Origin of the sequence: Pseudoxanthomonas sp. SGNA-20 (assembly GCF_003931635.1) — a bacterium.
GTDB lineage: Bacteria > Pseudomonadota > Gammaproteobacteria > Xanthomonadales > Xanthomonadaceae > Pseudoxanthomonas.
Window position 1 is genome coordinate 66,416 of sequence record NZ_RRYK01000009.1, and the last position, 16,062, is coordinate 82,477.

General features: G+C 71.4%; 18 protein-coding genes and 1 other RNA gene. 5 read left to right on the top strand and 14 right to left on the bottom strand.

From position 1 onward, the window contains the following. Positions 1-28: 28 nt before the first annotated feature. The gene (locus EIM48_RS13570; protein ID WP_125111890.1) at positions 29-1,153 is read right to left on the bottom strand and encodes an aminotransferase class I/II-fold pyridoxal phosphate-dependent enzyme; all 1,125 of its coding nucleotides are present in this window, start codon (positions 1,151-1,153) and stop codon (positions 29-31) included. A gap of 157 nt (positions 1,154-1,310) precedes the next feature. Here EIM48_RS13570 and EIM48_RS13575 point away from each other — a divergent pair, with 157 nt between their 5' ends. Together EIM48_RS13575 and EIM48_RS13580 are read left to right on the top strand one after the other, a co-directional pair. Then, positions 1,311-2,558, top strand: a complete 1,248-nt coding sequence (locus tag EIM48_RS13575; RefSeq protein WP_125111891.1) for an acetylornithine transaminase — start codon at positions 1,311-1,313, stop codon at positions 2,556-2,558. Beyond that, positions 2,555-2,998, top strand: coding sequence for an HIT family protein (locus tag EIM48_RS13580; protein WP_125111906.1), 444 nt, complete (start codon positions 2,555-2,557; stop codon positions 2,996-2,998). The genes EIM48_RS13575 and EIM48_RS13580 overlap by 4 nt, the downstream gene beginning before the upstream one ends. Positions 2,999-3,828: 830 nt before the next feature. Here the strand turns inward: EIM48_RS13580 and EIM48_RS13585 are convergent. The 4 genes from EIM48_RS13585 to thiE all read right to left on the bottom strand — a co-directional run bounded on the left by EIM48_RS13585 (position 3,829) and on the right by thiE (position 7,351). Further along, positions 3,829-4,443 (bottom strand): HAD-IA family hydrolase, encoded by a 615-nt coding sequence (locus EIM48_RS13585; RefSeq protein ID WP_125111892.1) that lies wholly within the window; start codon positions 4,441-4,443, stop codon positions 3,829-3,831. Positions 4,444-4,471: 28 nt separating this feature from the next. Next, complete coding sequence (locus EIM48_RS13590; protein ID WP_233581697.1) at positions 4,472-5,365, bottom strand: ion transporter; 894 nt, start codon at positions 5,363-5,365, stop codon at positions 4,472-4,474. After that, the gene (gene hemL / locus EIM48_RS13595; protein ID WP_125111893.1) at positions 5,349-6,650 is read right to left on the bottom strand and encodes a glutamate-1-semialdehyde 2,1-aminomutase; all 1,302 of its coding nucleotides are present in this window, start codon (positions 6,648-6,650) and stop codon (positions 5,349-5,351) included. The genes EIM48_RS13590 and hemL overlap by 17 nt, the downstream gene beginning before the upstream one ends. A 62-nt stretch (positions 6,651-6,712) precedes the next feature. Beyond that, on the bottom strand, positions 6,713-7,351 hold the full coding sequence (thiE, locus tag EIM48_RS13600) for a thiamine phosphate synthase (RefSeq protein WP_028915106.1): 639 nt from the start codon (positions 7,349-7,351) through the stop codon (positions 6,713-6,715). 64 nt (positions 7,352-7,415) lie between these two features. Between thiE and EIM48_RS13605 the strand changes: the two genes are divergently transcribed. Continuing rightward, positions 7,416-7,604: a rubredoxin gene (locus EIM48_RS13605; protein WP_019398857.1), complete on the top strand. Its 189-nt coding sequence runs from the start codon at positions 7,416-7,418 to the stop codon at positions 7,602-7,604. 33 nt (positions 7,605-7,637) lie between these two features. Here EIM48_RS13605 and EIM48_RS13610 read toward each other — a convergent pair whose 3' ends face one another. The 8 genes from EIM48_RS13610 to EIM48_RS13645 all read right to left on the bottom strand — a co-directional run bounded on the left by EIM48_RS13610 (position 7,638) and on the right by EIM48_RS13645 (position 11,825). Further along, positions 7,638-8,486, bottom strand: coding sequence for a SirB1 family protein (locus EIM48_RS13610; protein ID WP_028915104.1), 849 nt, complete (start codon positions 8,484-8,486; stop codon positions 7,638-7,640). Positions 8,487-8,534: 48 nt separating this feature from the next. Next, on the bottom strand, positions 8,535-8,990 hold the full coding sequence (locus EIM48_RS13615; RefSeq protein ID WP_125111894.1) for a DUF192 domain-containing protein: 456 nt from the start codon (positions 8,988-8,990) through the stop codon (positions 8,535-8,537). 78 nt (positions 8,991-9,068) lie between these two features. Beyond that, positions 9,069-9,716 carry a ribose-5-phosphate isomerase RpiA gene (rpiA, locus tag EIM48_RS13620; protein ID WP_028915102.1) on the bottom strand — a complete coding sequence of 216 codons (648 nt, stop codon included), beginning with the start codon at positions 9,714-9,716 and terminating at the stop codon, positions 9,069-9,071. A 76-nt stretch (positions 9,717-9,792) separates the two neighbouring features. Next, positions 9,793-10,269 (bottom strand): EVE domain-containing protein, encoded by a 477-nt coding sequence (locus EIM48_RS13625; protein WP_019398853.1) that lies wholly within the window; start codon positions 10,267-10,269, stop codon positions 9,793-9,795. Then, the gene (locus EIM48_RS13630) at positions 10,266-10,877 is read right to left on the bottom strand and encodes a 5-formyltetrahydrofolate cyclo-ligase (RefSeq protein ID WP_028915100.1); all 612 of its coding nucleotides are present in this window, start codon (positions 10,875-10,877) and stop codon (positions 10,266-10,268) included. The genes EIM48_RS13625 and EIM48_RS13630 overlap by 4 nt, the downstream gene beginning before the upstream one ends. 119 nt (positions 10,878-10,996) lie before the next feature. Further along, positions 10,997-11,179, bottom strand: a non-coding RNA gene (gene ssrS, locus EIM48_RS13635) — 6S RNA. Positions 11,180-11,292: 113 nt separating this feature from the next. Beyond that, the gene (gene zapA / locus EIM48_RS13640) at positions 11,293-11,604 is read right to left on the bottom strand and encodes a cell division protein ZapA (protein ID WP_019398851.1); all 312 of its coding nucleotides are present in this window, start codon (positions 11,602-11,604) and stop codon (positions 11,293-11,295) included. Next, positions 11,601-11,825 carry a TIGR02449 family protein gene (locus EIM48_RS13645; RefSeq protein ID WP_019398850.1) on the bottom strand — a complete coding sequence of 75 codons (225 nt, stop codon included), beginning with the start codon at positions 11,823-11,825 and terminating at the stop codon, positions 11,601-11,603. Before EIM48_RS13645 ends, zapA begins: the two co-directional genes overlap by 4 nt. 115 nt (positions 11,826-11,940) lie before the next feature. On the opposite strand from EIM48_RS13645, the gene EIM48_RS13650 reads away from it, so the two are divergent. Continuing rightward, on the top strand, positions 11,941-12,486 hold the full coding sequence (locus EIM48_RS13650; RefSeq protein ID WP_019398849.1) for a UPF0149 family protein: 546 nt from the start codon (positions 11,941-11,943) through the stop codon (positions 12,484-12,486). A gap of 1 nt (position 12,487) precedes the next feature. Continuing rightward, complete coding sequence (locus tag EIM48_RS13655) at positions 12,488-13,813, top strand: aminopeptidase P N-terminal domain-containing protein (protein ID WP_028915098.1); 1,326 nt, start codon at positions 12,488-12,490, stop codon at positions 13,811-13,813. Positions 13,814-13,890: 77 nt separating this feature from the next. On the opposite strand, the gene EIM48_RS13660 is transcribed toward EIM48_RS13655, so the two are convergent. Continuing rightward, positions 13,891-15,918 (bottom strand): sodium-translocating pyrophosphatase, encoded by a 2,028-nt coding sequence (locus EIM48_RS13660; protein WP_019398847.1) that lies wholly within the window; start codon positions 15,916-15,918, stop codon positions 13,891-13,893. Between the last annotated feature and the right edge of the window lie 144 nt (positions 15,919-16,062).

The following is a 16,062-nucleotide window of genomic DNA, read 5'->3' on the forward strand; positions in this document are numbered from 1 at the left end:
GGCGCGGGATCGCCGCGCCGCGTGCCGCTCAGCCGGCCAGCGCCTGCTCCAGGTCGGCGACCAGGTCGTCGGCGTGCTCCAGGCCCACCGACAGCCGCAGCAGGCCGCCGGGCGTGGTCGAGGCCGGGCCTTCGATCGAGGCGCGGTGCTCGACCAGCGATTCGGTCGAACCCAGCGAGGTGGCATTGGTGAACAGGCGCATGCGCGAAGCCACGGCCAGCGCCGCCTCGCGTCCGCCGGCTACCTCGAACGACAGCATGCCGCCGAAGTCGCGCATCTGCGCCGCGGCCACCGCGTGCTGCGGATGCGAGGCCAGGCCGGGGTAATGCACCGCCGACACCTTCGCATGGCCGGCGAGGAACTCCGCCACCCGGCGCGCGTTGCGGCAGTGCCAGTCCATCCGCGCCGGCAGCGAGCGCACGCCGCGCAGGATCATCCACGCCGCGAACGGCGAGGCGGTGGCCCCGCCCAGCAGGCGCAGCTGGTGGCAGGCGGCGGCGTGTTCGCCGTCCTCGGCGAAGGCCAGTACTCCCCCCATCACGTCGCCATGGCCGCCCAGGTACTTGGTGGCCGAATGCAGGACGATGTCCGCGCCCAGCGCCAGCGGCTGCTGGATCACCGGCGGGGCGAAGGTGCCGTCCACCAGCAGGCGCGCGCCGGCCTGGTGGGCAATGGTCGCCAGCGCGGCGATGTCGCTGACCTTCAGCAGCGGGTTGGACGGGGTCTCCGCCCACAGCAACGCGGTGTTGGGCCGTAGCGCGGCGCGCACCGCGTCCAGGTCGGTGAAGTCGACGATGGTGCATTCCAGGCCCCAGCGCGGGAACTGCTGCGCGGCCAGGACCCGGAACGAGAAATAGCTGTCGTCGCACAACAGCACGTGGCTGCCCGGCGGCAGCGCCTGCAGCGCGGTGGCGCCGGCGGCCATGCCGGTGGGGAACAGCAGCGCCCGCTTCGCACCTTCCAGCGCCGCCAGCACCTGCTCGGTCTCCTGCTGGGTCGGGTTGTCGTAGCGCTGGTACAGGAAGCCCTGCGGCAGCTGGCCGTCGGGCGTGTGCTCGAAGGTGGTGGCCAGCTGCAGCGGCGGCGACAGCGCGCCGCTGGCCGGGTCGGGACGGCTGCCGGCGCGGGCGGCGAGGGTTTCGATGCGGGACATGGCGGTCGGTCGTTGGGAGCGGAGGCGCCGCTGCGCGGCAGCCCGATGATACGCGAGCCCGGCACCGGTCCGGCGACGGCGTGGCGGCATCGCCGAACGAGGCGGATAATGGCCCACCGGCCCCGTGCCGGCCTTCTTCCACGGATATTCCACTGCCATGAACGCCACGACGCCGGCTGCCGGCGACACCGCCTCCCTGATCGACCTTGGCCACCGCTATTTCCTGCCCGTGTACCGGCAGCGCGAGCTGGTGCTGGAGCGAGGCCAGGGCGCGCGACTGTGGGACAGCGAGGGCCGCGAGTACGTGGACTTCGCCGCCGGCATCGCCGTGTGCGGCCTCGGCCACAACGACCCGGACCTGCATGCGGCCCTGGTCGAGCAGGCAGGCAAGCTCTGGCACACCAGCAACATCTTCTTCAGCGAGCCGCCGCTGCGCCTGGCCGAGGAGCTGGTGACCGCCAGCCGCTTCGCCGAGCGCGTGTTCCTGTGCAATTCCGGCGCCGAGGCCAACGAGGCCGCGATCAAGCTGGTGCGCAAGTGGGCCACTGCCCAGGGGCGTCCGCCGCAGCAGCGGGTGATCGTCACCTTCCGTGGCAGTTTCCATGGCCGCACCCTGGCCGCGGTCACCGCCACCGCCCAGCCGAAGTACCAGGAAGGCTACGAGCCGCTGCCCGGCGGTTTCCGTTATGTGGACTTCAACGACATCGTGCAGCTGGAGACGGCGATGGCCGCCGGCGACGTGGCCGCGGTGATGCTGGAGCCGGTGCAGGGCGAGGGCGGCGTGATGCCGGCCGCCTCCGGCTTCCTCAAGCAGGTGCGCGCGCTGTGCGACAAGCACAATGCACTGCTGGTGCTGGACGAGATCCAGGCCGGCATGGGCCGCACCGGCACCCTGTTCGCGCACTGGCAGGACGACGTGGTCCCGGACATCGTCACCCTGGCCAAGGCCCTGGGCGGCGGCTTCCCGATCGGCGCCATGCTCGCCGGCCCGAAGGTCGCCGAGGCCATGGGCTTCGGCGCCCACGGCACCACCTTCGGCGGCAACCCGCTGGCCGCCGCGGTGGCGCGCGTGGCCCTGCGCAAGCTGGCCTCGCCGCAGATCGCGGCCAACGTCTCGCGCCAGTCGCACGCGCTGCGCGAGGGCCTGGCCGCGATCGGCGGGGAGTTCGGCGTGTTCGCCCAGGTGCGCGGCCGCGGCCTGATGCTGGGCGCCGTGCTCAACTCCGAATACGCGGGCCGCGCCGGCGAGATCCTCGACCTGGCCGCGCACGAGGGCCTGCTGCTGCTGCAGGCCGGCCCGGACGTGCTGCGCCTGGTCCCGGCGTTGAACATCACCAGCGAGGACGTTGCCGAAGGGCTGAAGCGCCTGCGCGCGGCCATCGCCGCCTTCGTCGCCTCGCGCTGACGAATGGCGGCTGCGTCTTCTGCCAGATCCTGGCCGGCCACGCGCCGGCCAGTGTCGTCTGGGAAGACGCCCACGTGGTGGCGCTGATGGACCTGCGCCAGGCCGTGCCCGGTCAAGTGCTGGTGATCCCGCGCCTGCACGCCGAAACGCTTTACGACCTGGACGAGGACGCCTCCGCCCACCTGATGCGGGTGGCGCACCGTATCGCGCTGGCCTTGCGCGGCACGCTCGATCCCGATGGCCTGAACCTGTGGCAGTCCAACGGCGAGGCCGGCGGCCAGGAAGTGCCGCACTTCCACCTGCACGTGCATCCGCGCCGCATGGGCGATGGCCTGCTGGATGTCTATCCGGCCGGTGCCCCGGTGCCCGCGCCGCGCGAACAGCTTGATGCATTGGCGCTGACGCTACGGCAGCAGTTGGAGCAGGGCGCGCGCTCCTGATGCCGCCGGGCGCCGCTACCGCGTGCGCTCACCGGCGCTGATGCAACGCCCCTGGCACGCCCAGCGCCGTGCCGGACCGATGGCTCACAACAGCCCCGTAGCCCGGATAAGCGAAGCGCATCCGGGATCCCCGCGGGCTGGGCCGTGGCGCGTCCCGGATGCGGCCTTCGGCCTTATCCGGGCTACTCATCTGGTGGTGTCGACGCGGTCAGTGGCGCGGGCGAGGGGGGCGACCGTCACTACCATCCCTTTACAGGGGGAGAGGGGGAGGCACCCAGCCCGGTAGGCCCTGTAGCCCGGATAAGCGAAGCGCATCCGGGATCCCCGCGGGCTGGGCCGTGGCGCGTCCCGGATGCGGCCTTCGGCCTTATCCGGGCTACTCATCTGCTTGTGTCGACGCGATTAGTGGCGCGGGGAGGGGATCGACCGTCACTACCATCCCCTTTACCGGTGGGAGAGGGGGAGGCACCCAGCCCCATAGGCTCCGTAGCCCGGATAAGCGAAGCGCATCCGGGATCCCCGTGGGCTGGGCCATGGCGTGTCCCGGATGCGGCCTTCGGCCTTATCCGGGCTACTCATCTGCTGGTGTCGACGCGGTCAGTGGCGCGGGCGAGGGGACCGACCGTCACTACCATCCCTTTACAGGGGGAGAGGGGGAGGCACCCAGCCCGGTAGGCCCTGTAGCCCGGATAAGCGAAGCGCATCCGGGATCCCCGCGGGCTGGGCCGTGGCGCGTCCCGGATGCGGCCTTCGGCCTTATCCGGGCTACGCGTCCGCTGATGTCGACGCGGTTGGTGGCGTCCCCTCTCGCCGTGGAGAGGGGCGTGCACTCAGGCCAGGCCGAAGCGTTGCAGGACACGGCCCAGTGCGCGCGCATCGCGTACGCTGTCGGCGTGCAGGCCGGCGCGGCGCGCGCCCTGCACGTTGACGAACAGGTCGTCGACGAAAAGGGTTTCGCCGGCGTTCCAGCCCAGGCGTTCGAGCGCGCGCAGGTAGACCTGCGGATCGGGCTTGCGCCCGCCCAGGCTGCCGCTGCACAGCACGCGGCGGTCCAGACGCGGCCGCAGCGGCGCGACGATGTGCGGGATCGCGCGCGCCATCAGTTCGCCGTTGTTGGTCAGCACCGCCATCGGTACGGCCGGATCCAGCGCCAGCAGGCGTGCGATCGCCCGGGCATCGGCGTGGGTGGCGGCCATGCGTGCATCCAGCCACGCGTCCTCGCCCACGGGCGTGCCGATGCCTTCGCTCAGTGCCTGCAGGTAGTCGGCCGTGGAAATCTCGCCGGCGTCGTAGCGCGCTTCCAGCCCTGAGCCGTACAGCGCCTGCCAGACCTGCTCGAAGCCGGTGCCCGCATGGGCAGCCAGGTGCGCCACCCGCTGCTCGCGCCGGTAGTGCGCCAGCACGTTGTCGAAATCCAGCAGCAGCTGGTGGATGCGCGGTTTCATCCGGGCGCCCCGTCCTCCGCGTCCGCGCTCACTCTTCACGCGGCAGCACGGCGCCGCACTTGCGGCAGTGCCAGGCATCGGCCTCGTGGTCGTCCAGTCCGCAGCTGCCGCAGCGCGCCTGGCGCCGGCGCGGCTGCAGCGAGCGCGCCAGCTCGGCGGTGTAGATGCCGGTGGGCACGGCGATGATGCTGTAGCCGATCACGATCAGCAGCGAGGTGACGAAGCGGCCGAACGGGGTGGCCGGGGCGATGTCGCCGAAGCCGACGGTGCCGACGGTCACGATCGCCCAGTACATGCCGGCGGGGATGCTGGTGAAGCCGTTGTCCGGGCCCTCCACCACGTACATCAGCGCACCGAACACCACCACGATGGTCAGCAGCGCGGCGATGAACACCAGGATCTTGCGCCGGCTGCGCACCAGCGCCTGGATCAGCACCCCGGCCTCGCTGGAATACTCCACCAGCTTGAGCACCCGGAACACGCGCAGCAGGCGCAGCGCGCGGATCACGGTGAACGAGGCGGTGGCCGGGAACAGCAGCGACAGGAAGGTGGGCAGGATCGCCAGCAGGTCGATGACGCCGAAGAAGCTGAAGGCATAGCGCAGCGGCCGCTTCACCACCCACAGCCGCACGCCGTATTCCACGGCGAAGGCCAGGGTGAACAGCCACTCGGCCGCGTACAGCCAAGCGTGCCAACGCACCTTCACCGAGGGCATGGAGTCCAGCAGCACCACCGCCACGCTGGCCAGGATGACCAGGATCAGCGCCAGGTCGAAGTTGCGCTCGTCCGGGGCGTCGTGGTGGAAGATCACCCGGAACCAGCGGTAGCGCCGGCCTTCGCTGGAGGCCGGCAGGTGCTCGCGCTCGAACAGGCTGCCGCCGTCCGCGCGCGGGCCGGCGCCGGGCTCAGCCGGCGCGGTCATCGGCCAGGCTCCGGAACGCGGCGCGCGCGGCCTCGAGGGTGGCGTCGATCACCGCGCCGTCGTGGGCGCTGGAGAGGAAGCCGGCCTCGTAGGCGCTCGGGGCCAGGAACACGCCGCGCTCGAGCATGGCGTGGAAGAAGCGGTTGAACGCGGCGGTGTCGCAGGCGGTGGCCTGGGCATAGGTCTCCACCTTCTGGTCGGTGAAGAACAGGCCGAACATGGCGCCGACGTGATTGGTGGTCAGCGGCACGCCGGCCTCGCGCGCGGCGGCCTCGAAGCCCTCGCACAGCTGCGCGGTGGCCGCGGCCAGGCGCGCGTGGAAGCCCGGCTCCTGGATCAGCTGCAGCATGGCCAGGCCGGCGGCCATGGCCACCGGATTGCCGCTCAGCGTGCCGGCCTGGTAGATCGGGCCGGCCGGGGCGATCTGCTGCATCAGTTCGCGGCGGCCGCCGTAGGCGCCCACCGGCATGCCGCCGCCGATGATCTTGCCGAAGGTGGTCAGGTCCGGGGTGATGCCGTAGTGCGCCTGGGCACCGCCCAGGGCCACGCGGAAGCCGGTCATCACCTCGTCGAAGATCAGCAGCGCGCCGTGCTTCGTGCACAGCTCGCGCAGGTGCTGCAGGTAGCCCGGGCGCGGCGGGATGCAGTTGGCATTGCCCACCACCGGCTCGATGATCACCGCGGCGATCTCGCCGCCGATCTCCCCGAACAGCTTCGTGGCGCCCTCGAAGTCGTTGTAGCTGAGGGTGGCGGTCAGCTCGCTGAGGCCGGCCGGCACGCCCGGCGAGGTCGGCACGCCCAGGGTCAGCATGCCGCTGCCGGCCTTGACCAGGAACGAGTCGCCGTGGCCGTGGTAGCAGCCCTCGAACTTGACGACGCGCTGGCGGCCGGTGGCGCCGCGCGCCAGGCGGATCGCCGACAGCGTGGCCTCGGTGCCGGAGTTGACCATGCGCACCATCTCGCAGGACGGCACCAGGCGGGTGATGGTCTCGGCCATCTCCACCTCGGCCTCGCACGGGGCGCCGTAGGACAGGCCGTTGCCGATCGCCTCCTGCACCGCCTCGCGCACCGCCGGGTGGTTGTGGCCGACGATCATCGGGCCCCAGGAGCCGACGTAGTCGATGTAGCGGTTGCCGTCGACGTCGAACAGGTAGGGGCCGTCGGCGCGCTGCACGAAGAACGGCTCGCCGCCCACCGACTTGAACGCACGCACCGGCGAGTTCACGCCTCCAGGCAGCAGCTGCTGCGCGCGGGAGAACAGGGCGTGGGAGCGGTCGTGGTTCATCGGGACGGTTCCAGTGCGGCGAAGCCCCGTATTGTAGGCCCCGCCGCCCGCGGGCGCCCCGCTCAGGCCGCCGGCGTGGCCTGGAAACAGCGCTGGTAGGCCCGCACCGCCGCCAGCGGATCGGGCGCGTCGAACACCCCGCCGATCACCGCCAGCAGGTCGGCGCCGGCCTCGACCAGGGCGCGGCCGTTTTCCGGGGTGATGCCGCCGATCGCCACCCGCGGCACGCCCAGCGCCGCGGCATCGCGCAGCAGGTCCGGGGTGGCGCGCCGGGTCACCACCTTGGTGGTGGTGGGGAAGAACGCGCCGAAGGCCACGTAGCTGGCACCGGCGGCCACCGCCTCGCGCGCAAGCTGCAGGCTGTCGTAGCAGGAGGCGCCGAGGATGGCGTGCGGGCCGAGCAGGGCGCGGGCCGCGGCCAGGGCGCCGTCGTCCTCGCCTAGGTGGGCGCCGGCGGCGCCGATCTCCGAGGCCAGGGCCGCGTCGTCGTTGACCAGCAGCGGCACTCCGGCGCGCGCGCACAGGGCCTGCAGCGCCGCGGCCTGCTCCTGCCTCAGCGCCGCGCTGGCGGCCTTGTTGCGGTACTGCAGCCAGGCCACGCCGGCGCCAAGCAGCGGCCCTACCCGCTGCAGCAGGCGGCTGGTGACCGGCTCGTCCGGGGTGATCAGGTACAGGCCTCGGGGGCGGGGGGCAGGGCTCATCTCGACTCCGTCGTGCGGGCGCCTGTGGGACAATGGCGCCCCTGACGCAGGCCTGCATTATCCGATGAGCGAGACCGACAACGCCCCTTACCGCAGCTGGATGTGCGTGGTATGCGGCTTCATCTACCACGAAGCCGAAGGCTTGCCGGAAGAGGGCATCCCGCCCGGGACGCGCTGGGAGGACATCCCGGACACCTGGACATGCCCGGATTGCGGGGTCACCAAGGACGACTTCGAGATGATGGAGATCTGAGCCGGCACCGCGCCCCGGCGGGCGTGGGCGGGCTCAGTGCAGCACGGTGCGCTGCCCGGCTGCGTCGATCAGGCGTTCGCGGATCGCTTCGGCGTCGGCGGCGTCCGGGGCCAGCTGCAGGTAGCGGCCCAGATCGCGGCGCGCGCCCTCGATGTGCCCCAGCTCCATGTAGGCCAGGCCGCGGTCGCGCAGGGCGTCGGTTTCCTCCGGCACCAGCCGCAGCACGCGGTCGGCGCTGCGCGCGGCGCGCTCCCATTCCCCGGCGGCGGCGTACACGCCGTGCAGGTTGCGCAGCACCCGCGCCAGGATCGCCCGGTGCGGGGCGGGGGTGAGGATCTGCAGCAGCACCCGGTCGTCCGGGACCTCGCCGCCCAGGTGCGGGCGCACCCGCTCGCGCAGCTCCTCCACCGCCAGCGGGCGGCCGCCGTTGAACGGGTCCATCACCAGCAGGCCGCCGTCCACCGGCAGCCGCACCAGGAAGTGCCCGGGGAAGGAGACCCCGTCCAGCGGCACGCCCAGGCGGCGGGCGACCTCCATCTGCACCATCGCCAGCGAGATCGGGTTGCCCAGGCGCCGCTCCAGCACCTGGTTGAGGTAGCTGTTGCGCGGGTCGTAGTAGGCGTCGTGGTTGCCGCTGTAGCCCAGCTCGTCGAACAGGTGGCGGTTGATCGCCGCCATCTTCAGCGCGGTCGACGGGATCGCCTCCACCTCCGGCCGCAGGTGCTCGACGTGCGACTGCACCAGAGCGTCGTACTCGGCCGGGTCCAGCGCCGGGTACTCGTCGCGGGCGATCAGCAGGGCGGTCGGCAACAGGGGCAGCGCGGCATCGTCCAGCGCTGCCAGGGCGTTCCAGTCGGGAAGTTGGATGCGTGTTTTCCCCATGCGCCCAAGACTGGGGTCGGGCGCGGCGACAATCAAGCCCGGGCGCGGCTACTCCGCCGCCGCGGGGATCCCCGGGCCGAAGCGCAGTTCAGCCCCCTCGGCCACGCCCAGCCGCGCCGCCTCGCCGGCGTTGAGCTCCAGCACGTAGCGGGCCGGCGCGCCGCTGGGGTAGACCGGGCAGTCGCGGGTGCGGCACGGCGGCACGTCGCGGTGCTGCGAGACCAGCCGGCGCTGCTCGTCGAAGTACAGGATGTCCAGCGGGATGCGCGTGTTCTTCATCCAGTAGGCCTGCGGCCCGAACCAGTCGTGGATGAAGAGCATGCCGTGGCCCGGCTCCAGCCGCTCGCGGTACATCAGCCCGCGCGCGCGCTGGGCCTCGGTGGCGGCGATCTCGACCTGGAAGCGCTCGCCGGCCAGCTCGACCCAGTGGTCGCTGGCGGCGGCAAGGCCGCTGCACAGCAGCAGCGCGGTCAGGACGGCAAGGCGGCGGAGCAGTCGGGGCATGTGGACCACCACGGACGGAACCAGGCCCGCAAGGTGGGGCAACCCGGCGCGGCGGTCAAGGCCGCGCCGCGGCCGGGCTCAGAGCACCTGCGGCGGCTGGCCGCCGACGATCACGATGTCGGCCGGGCGGCGGGCGAACAGGCCGACGCTGACCACGCCGGGGATCTGGTTGAGTTCGCTCTCCATCTTCACCGGGTCGGTGATGCGGAGGTTGTGCACGTCCAGGATCCAGTTGCCGTTGTCGGTGACCACGCCGTCGCGCCACACCGGCTGGCCGCCGGTCAGTTCCAGGATGCGGCGGGCGACCAGGCTGCGCGCCATCGGGATCACTTCCACCGGCAGCGGGAACTTGCCCAGCACCGGTACCTGCTTGGCCGGATCGATGATGCACACGAAGGTCTCGCTGGCCTCGGCGATGATCTTCTCCCGGGTCAGCGCGGCGCCGCCGCCCTTGATCAGGCGCTTGTGCGGGTCGCACTCGTCGGCGCCGTCCACGTACAGCTTCAGCGGGCCGGCGGCGTTGGCGTCCAACACCTCGATGCCCAGCTCCTTCAGCCGCTTCGTGCTCTGCTCGGAGCTGGAAACGGCGCCGGCAATGCGGTCCTTGATCCGGCCCAGGGCCTCGATGAAGTAGGCCACGGTCGAGCCGGTGCCCACGCCGACGACCATGCCGTCCTCGACGTACTCGATGGCCTTTTCGCCGGCCAGGCGCTTGGCTTCAGACATTGGAGGGCCGTGATTGGTAATTGGTGATTGGTGATTCGTAGGAGCGCTTCGCCGCCCGCTAATCACGAACGGCAAATCACTGCTTTTCCAGCGCCAAGAGTAGCTTCCACTGCGCCGCGGTGACCGGGAACACGGACAGGCGGTTGCCGCGGGCGACCAGGGGGAAGCCTTCGCCGAGCTGGTCGGCGTGCTGCTTGATCTCGTCCAGCGGGATGGTGCGGGCGAGCTTGCGCTCGAAGGCCACGTCCACCAGGTACCAGCGCGGCTGCTCGCGGGTGGCCTTGGGGTCGTAGTAGTCGGACTTCGGGTCGAACTGGGTCTCGTCCGGATAGGCCTCGCTGGCCACGCGGGCGATGCCGACGATGCCCGGGACCTTGGTGTTGGAGTGGTAGAACAGCACCCCGTCGCCGACCTTCATCCCGTCGCGCATGAAGTTGCGCGCCTGGTAGTTGCGTACCCCGTTCCAGGGCTCGGTGCCGACCCGCTCGAGGTCGTCGATGGAAAACGCGTCCGGTTCGGACTTCATCAGCCAGTAGCGGGTGCGGGCGCTCACGTCGGGTCTTTCTCGTGCTGCGGGCTGCTGGCGCCGGGGCGCAGCAGGGTCTGGGTCTCGGTGCAGATCGCGTCGGGGACCACGTCCCACTCCGCCCCCTCCAGCGCCTCGACCTGCTGCACGGAGAAGCCGGCACCCACCAGCCACGGCGGCGCGGCGCGGTCGCGGCGGAACGCGAAGCTGCGATCATACCAGCCGCCTCCCATGCCCAGCCGCTGGCCGCCGGGGTCGAAGCCGACCAGCGGCATCACCACCAGCGACATCGCCGCCGGCTCCAGCGCCGAGGACGGCTCCACGTCCGGCTCGGGAATGCCGAAGCGGTTGGTCACCAGCGGGTCGCCCGAGCGCCATGGCGCGAAGCGCAGCAGCTCGCCGTCCAGCACCGGCAGGCACCAGACCAGGCCCGGGGGCAGCTTCAGCTGCAACACGTGCAGGCCGATCTCGCCGTCCATCGCCCAGTAGCCGGCGACGTAGCCGCGCTGCGGCAGGAAAGGCAGGGCGAGGATGCGTTCGGCCAGCTCCTGCGCGGCGGCGATGCGCACGGCCGGCGGCAGCGCGCGGCGGCGGTCGCGCAGCTGGCGGCGCAGGGTGGGGCGGTCCTGGGTCATGGGCATCCGGGGCGTGGGCGGCGCTGCATGATCGCCGCCGCCGCCGGCCGCGCCAAGCCCGCGACGGTGCCGGCGCGCACAAAAAACGACGCCTCCCGGGGGAGGCGTCGTCGGAAGAATGGTTCTCCACCATGCCGATGCGGCGAAACGACCTTGAACCCGAGGTTCAAGTGGGAACGGTCGGAAACCTTCGGGCTTCCCGCTACATGGCGGACATGCACACCCGGCGTCGTCGCATCCCCGGTGTCGTTTTTAAGGGACAAGGCGAATGTTTTGCCAGCTGTCGAACACGGCAGAGAACGCGGAAGGATTATAGCGTCGCCGCGCGCGCTGCCTAGCCTGCGTGGCGTGAATAGCGAAGATTCCGGCAATGCCTGGTTCAGGGCCGGAAGGCGCGGTCAATCGGACCGCGCATTCAGTCTTGTGGTTTGTCCGTGGCCGGGCCGAGCAGGCTGTCCAGGCGCCGGTCCAGGGTGTCCAGCACCCGCGCCAGCTCGCGCTCGCGGGCGTCGCGTTCCTCGCGCGCCTGTTGCAGTTCGTGGGCCAGGTTCAGCGCGGCCAGCACCGCCAGCCGGTCCAGCGAGACCATGCGGTTGCTGCCGCGGATCTCGCGCATGCGCGAGTCCAGCAGGCGGGCGGCCGCCTGCAGGCTGTCGCGTTCACCCGCCGGCACGCCGACGGTGTACTCGCGGTCCAGGATGCGGACTTCTACCGGCTCGGTGCTCACGTGTGCTGCTCCAGCGACCGCAGCCGCGCGATCATCGCCTCGACCCGGGACCGCGCCTGCTCGTTCTTCAGCAGCAGCTGCGCGCGCTCGGCGACCAGCTGCTCCTGCTGCAGGCGCAGGCTGCGGTTCTCCTCCGCCAGCCGCTGGCAGCGGTCGGCCAGCGCTTCGACCCGCGCGGCGAGGGCGCGGAGGCGGGCGGTGGCGTCGGGCGTGGGTTCCATGGGAGGCCACGATAGGCAGCGCCCCGCGCGCCGGTCAAGCGAGTCCGGACGGCCGGCCACCGGGCCGTCGCGGGCGGATTGATACACTTGGCTCCCCTTCCCGCCCCCGCCCGACATGTCGCAACTGCCCACTCCCCAGGAGGTCGCCGCGGCCAGCCGCGAGCTCGGCCTGGTCGCCTCGCCCGCCGAACTGCACGGCGCCCTCTGCGGCTGGCTGGCCGGGGGCGGCGCCGACGCGCGCGACTGGACCGCCAAGGTCATGGCCGACGAATCCCTGCCGCCGCCGCCCGCCGGCAGCGCCCTGGACCGCCTGCGCGAGGGCAGCGTGGCCCAGCTGGAGGACGGCGAGTTCGCCTTCCAGCTGCTGCTGGCCGACGAGGATGCCAGCGTGCGCCAGCGCGCGCAGGCGCTGTTCGACTGGTGCCGCGGCTTCCTCGGCGCCTTCGGCCTGGCCGCCGGGGCCAAGCCGCCGCTGTCGGAGGAGGGCAGCGAGGCCCTGCAGGACCTCGGCAAGCTGGCCGGGGCCCGGGTGCAGGACATCGACGAGGACGAGGAGGACGAAGCCTCGCTCTCGGAACTGGAGGAATTCGTGCGCGTGGCCACCCTGCTGCTGCATGGCGACTGCGTGCTCGGTCCGCGCCACCGCCGCAGCTTCAACTGACATGCGCAGCGTCACCGGCATCCCCGTCGCCGAATTCGCGCGCCGGCGCCGCCAGCTCATGCGCATGGCCGGCGACGACGCCATCCTGGTGCTCCCGGCCGCGCCGCAGCGCGTGCGCAGCCACGACACCCACTATCCCTACCGGCAGGACTCCGACTTCTGGTACCTGTGCGGCTTCCCCGAGCCGGACGCGGTGCTGGTGCTGGTGCCCGGGCGCAAGCACGGCGAGGCCCTGCTGTTCTGCCGCGAGCGCGACCCGGAGCGCGAGGCCTGGGACGGCCCGCGCTTCGGCCAGGAGGGCGCGGTGGAGGCGTTCGGCCTGGACGACGCCTACCCGATCGACGACCTGGACGACATCCTGCCCGGCCTGCTCGAGGGCCGCTCGCGGGTGTACTACCACTTCGGCCGCGACGCCGAGTTCGACCTCAAGCTGATCGGCTGGGTCAACCGCGTACGCGCCCAGGTGCGCCACGGGGCGCAGCCACCGCACGAGTTCCTGGAGCTGGGCCACCTGCTGCACGAGATGCGCCTGTTCAAGTCGCGCGAGGAGCTGCGGCTGATGGAGAAGGCGGCCGAGATCAGCGTGCGCGCGCACCAGGCGGCGATGCGCGCGGTGCGCCCGGGCATGTACGAATACGAGCTGCAGGCCGAGCTGGAGCGCGTGTTCCGCGCCGCCGACGCCTGCCCGGCCTACGGCAGCATCGTCGGCGCCGGTGGCAATGGTTGCGTGCTGCACTACGTGGCCAACAATGCCCGCATCCGCGACGGCGACCTGGTGCTGATCGACGCCGGCGCCGAGTACCGCAACTACGCCGCCGACATCACCCGCACCTTCCCGGCCAACGGCCACTTCTCGAAGGAGCAGCGCGCGCTGCACGACCTGGTCGGCCGCGCCCAGGCGGCGGCGCTGGAGAAGGCGCGCCCGGGCGAGCCGTGGATCGCCATGCACGAAGCGGCGGTGGAGGCGCTCACCGAGGGCCTGCTGTCGCTGGGCCTGCTCAAGGGCACGCTGCAGAAGAACCTGGCCGCGGAGAGCTACAAGCGCTTCTACCGGCACAAGAGCGGCCACTGGCTGGGCCTGGACGTGCACGACGTCGGCGACTACCGCATCGACGGCGAGTCGCGCCTGCTGGAGCCGGGCATGGTGTTCACCATCGAACCGGGCCTGTACGTGATGCCGGACGACACCACGGTGCAGCCGCGCTGGCGCGGCATCGGCATCCGCACCGAGGACAACGTGGTGGTGACCGGCGACGGCCACCGCATCCTCACCGAAGGCCTGGCCCGCTCGGCCGACGAGATCGAGGCCTTCATGGCCCAACGCTGACCCCTCACCCCATGGGGAGAGGAAAAAGGAAAAGCCCCGGCCTGGCCGGGGCTTCTCCTTCCAACGACCGGCAACGATCAAAGCAACGGCACCAGCAGCAGCGCCACGATGTTGATGATCTTGATCAGCGGGTTGATCGCCGGGCCGGCGGTGTCCTTGTAGGGATCGCCGACGGTGTCGCCGGTGACCGCGGCCTTGTGCGCCTCCGAACCCTTGCCGCCGAAGTTGCCGTCCTCGATGTACTTCTTGGCGTTGTCCCAGGCGCCGCCGCCGGTGGTCATGGAGATGGCCACGAACAGGCCGGTGACGATGGTGCCGATCAGCAGGCCGCCCAGCGCCTTCGGTCCCAGCAGCAGGCCGACGATGATCGGCACCACCACCGGCAGCAGCGAGGGCACGATCATTTCCTTGATCGCCGACCGGGTCAGCATGTCCACCGCGCGGTCGTACTGCGGCTTGGCCGTGCCCTGCATGATCCCGGCGATCTCGCGGAACTGGCGGCGCACTTCCTCGACCACCGCGCCGGCGGCGCGGCCCACCGCCTCCATCGCCATCGCGCCGAACAGGTAGGGGATCAGGCCGCCGACCAGCAGGCCGATGATCACCGTGTGGTCGGACAGGTCGAAGGCGAAGGTCTGCCCCGGGTTGCTGGCCTGCAGGTTGTGGGTGTAATCGGCGAACAGCACCAGCGCCGCCAGCGCCGCCGAGCCGATCGCGTAGCCCTTGGTCACCGCCTTGGTGGTGTTGCCCACCGCGTCCAGCGGATCGGTCACCGCGCGCACCTCCGGCGGCAGCTCGCTCATCTCGGCGATGCCGCCGGCGTTGTCGGTGATCGGGCCGTAGGCGTCCAGCGCCACCACCATGCCGGCCATCGACAGCATCGCGGTGGCGGCGATGGCGATGCCGTACAGCCCGGCCAGCGCGTGCGCGCCCCAGATCGCCGCGCACACCGCCACCACCGGCAGCGCGGTGGCCTTCATCGACACGCCCAGGCCGGCGATGATGTTGGTGCCGTGGCCGGTGGTCGAGGCCTGGGCGACGTGCCGCACCGGACCGTACTCGGTGCCGGTGTAGTACTCGGTGATCCACACGATCAGGCCGGTCAGCACCAGGCCGATCAGCGCGCACACGTAGAGGTTGCCCGGGCCCGCCGGCGAGCCGGCCATCAGCGAGGTGGTCACCGGCCAGAACGCGATCGCCGCCAGCACGCCGGACACGATCACGCCCTTGTACAGCGCGCCCATGATCGAGCCGCCGTCCCTGGCGCGCACGAAGAACGCGCCGATGATCGAGGCCACGATCGAGACGCCGCCCAGCACCAGCGGGTACAGCACCGCGTTGGCACCGACCTGGTCGAGCATCAGCCCGCCCAGCAGCATGGTCGCGATCACCGTCACCGCGTAGGTCTCGAACAGGTCCGCGGCCATGCCGGCGCAGTCGCCGACGTTGTCGCCGACGTTGTCCGCGATCACCGCCGGGTTGCGCGGATCGTCCTCCGGGATCCCGGCCTCGACCTTGCCCACCAGGTCCGCGCCCACGTCGGCGCCCTTGGTGAAGATGCCGCCACCCAGGCGCGCGAAGATCGAGATCAGCGAGGAACCGAAGGCCAGGCCGACCAGTGCGTGCAGGTTGTCGGCCAGCGACAGCCCCAGCTTCTGCAGCAGCCAGAAGTAGCCGGCCACGCCCAGCAGGCCCAGCCCGACCACCAGCATGCCGGTGATCGCGCCGCCGCGGAACGCCACGTCCATCGCCGGGCGCAGGCCGTGGCGCGCAGCCTCGGCGGTGCGCACGTTGGCGCGCACCGACACGTTCATGCCGATGTAGCCGGCGGCGCCGGACAGCACCGCGCCGATGGCGAACCCGATGGCGGTGTACCAGCTCAGGAACAGCCCCACCAGCACGAACAGCACCACGCCGGCGACGGCGATGGTGAGGTACTGGCGGTTGAGGTAGGCGCGCGCGCCTTCCTGGATCGCCGCGGCGATCTGCTGCATGCGTTCGTTGCCTGCAGGCTGCGCCAGGATCCAGCGTGCGGAGATGATGCCGTAGAGGATTGCGAGCACGGCGCACAGCAGCGCCAGCGTCAGACCGTGTTGTTCCAGCATGACCCCTCCCGAGGTGTATGGATGCCGTCCGACCGAGGTCGAACCGGGAGGACCACGCCTGGCGAGCCATGAAGCACTGGAACGGACCCGTTACCGAGACGCGTCGTACCGTGTTCGACTTCCGTGGAGTGGGCCGAGTATGAC